The 1,921-nt window shown below is 71.8% G+C and carries 2 protein-coding genes; one reads left to right on the forward strand and one right to left on the reverse strand.

All coding sequences use genetic code 11. From position 1 onward, the window contains the following. Positions 1-50 precede the first annotated feature (50 nt). A complete protein-coding gene (locus AC2VOR_RS11185) occupies positions 51-1,358 on the forward strand; it encodes a hydroxyacid-oxoacid transhydrogenase (RefSeq protein ID WP_369738647.1) in 1,308 nt (435 codons plus the stop codon). A gap of 37 nt (positions 1,359-1,395) precedes the next feature. On the opposite strand, the gene AC2VOR_RS11190 is transcribed toward AC2VOR_RS11185, so the two are convergent. Continuing rightward, positions 1,396-1,921 (reverse strand): NAD-dependent epimerase/dehydratase family protein (locus tag AC2VOR_RS11190; protein ID WP_486963797.1); only part of this gene is annotated, 526 nt, incomplete at its 5' end.

A 1,921-nucleotide genomic window follows, 5' to 3' on the forward strand; every position in this document is an offset into this window, starting at 1 on the left:
TCGGCCGCGTGGGGTACTCTCCCGTCGCTACCGGACTCAGGAGGGCCCCGATGGGATGCTGCGAATTCCCGGCCGCGGCCGAGGGCTGCGACGGCGCGTTCACGGTCGACTCCTCCCGGGTCACCTTCGGGCGGGGCTGCCTGGCGGAGTTGGGCGACCGGGCCCGCGCGCTGGGGTTGCGGCGGGTCGCCGTGTTCTCCGATGCGCGGGTGGCCACACTGCCCGTCTTCGCCACGGCGCACGACTCGCTCGTTGCGGCCGGTCTGGACGTCCTCACCTATACCGACGTCCACGTCGAACCCACGGACGAATCGTTCGCCGAGGCTGCGCGTTTCGCCCGAGAGTCGAACCCGGACGGCTACGTGTCCCTGGGCGGCGGGTCGGTCATCGACACCTGCAAGGCGGCCAACCTCTACGCCACCCACCCCGCCGACCTGCTGGCCTACGTCAACGCGCCGGTCGGCGAGGGCAAACCCGTTCCCGGCCCGCTGCGGCCCCACATCGCCTGCCCCACAACAGCGGGCACCGGCAGCGAAGTCACCGGTATCGCGATCTTCGACCTGCTCGCGCTGTCGGCCAAGACGGGCATCGCCTCGCACGCCCTGCGCCCCACCGAGGCGCTGGTCGACCCCGACTGCACCGCCAGCCTGCCACCGGAGGTCGTCGCCGCGGCCGGCCTCGACGTGCTGTCGCACGCGCTGGAGTCCTACACCGCACGTCCCTACGTCCATCGGCGGGCACCCGAGCGCCCGAGCCTGCGGCCGATGAGCCAGGGCGCCAACCCGTGGAGCGACCTGGGCTGCCGCGAGGCGTTGCGCGTGCTGGGCCTGTTCATGGAGCGCGCGGTGCGGGACGCCTCCGACAACGACGCCCGCGAGCAGATGATGTGGGCCGCAACGCTTGCCGGCATCGCCTTCGGCAACGCGGGCGTGCACGCGCCGCACGGCATGGCCTACGCGGTGGCGGGGCTGGTGCGCGACTTCCGCCCGGCCGGCTACCCCGCCGAGGAGCCGCTGGTGCCCCACGGCATGGCCGTCATCCTCAACGCGCCCGCGGTCTTCCGGCACATCGCGGCGGTCAGCCCGGAGCGCCATCTGGAGGCCGCCCGACTGCTCGGCGCCGACACGCGCGGGGCCGCGGGGGCGGACGCCGGTGAAGTCCTCGCGGCGGAGCTCGTCCGCCTCATGCGTGCGGTGGGCATGCCGAACGGCCTCGGCGGGGTCGGCTACACCGACGCCGACGTGGCGGCGCTCGCCGAGGGCGCCCACCCACAGCAGCGCCTACTGCAGAATGCGCCCCTGGAGATGACCAAGCCGGTGCTGACGGACCTGTTCCGGCAGGCCCTGCGCTACTGGTAGCCGGACGCCTGCCCGTGTTGTGATGTGCCGCAACCGGTTACGAGCCGACCAGCTCGGGATGAAACTTGGCCGCCATGCGGCGCAGCCCGTCGCGCCAGTCGACGGTCGTCGCGCCCACGAGTTCGCGCATCCGGGTGGCGTCCGTGGGGTTGCCGCGCAGCGCCTGGTCGCTCTCGTCGAAGACGGGCTCCTTGCCCACGAGTGAGCCGAGGTAGCCGCACCACTGCTGAATGCTGACGGTTTGGTCGCCGCACCAGTTGACCGTGGTCGCCGGGACCGACGCCACTTCCAGCAGTTTGGGGATGGTCGCGATGATGTCGTCCTCGTGGATCGGGTTGTAGCGGGCCGGTCCGCCGGGCGGCACCGGGATCGGGATGCCGGCCAGCATCATCTCCATGTGGTAGAACGGCCAACCGCCGTTGTCGCCGTAGGGGACGTTGAGCCGGGCGATGGTCGTGGGCACGCCGAGAACGCGTGCCATGGTGCGCGCGACGACCTCACCGGCGATCTTGGAGATCGAATAGGTGGGGAACAAAGGCTTGTGGTTGTCGCCCAGGGCGGCG

The organism is Mycobacterium sp. TH-M103, assembly GCF_057473785.1.

Bases quoted from the DNA above. Each gene is read 5' to 3' on its own strand.
- AC2VOR_RS11185 (WP_369738647.1), top strand. From the start codon at position 51: ATGGGATGCTGCGAATTCCCGGCCGCGGCCGAGGGCTGCGACGGCGCG.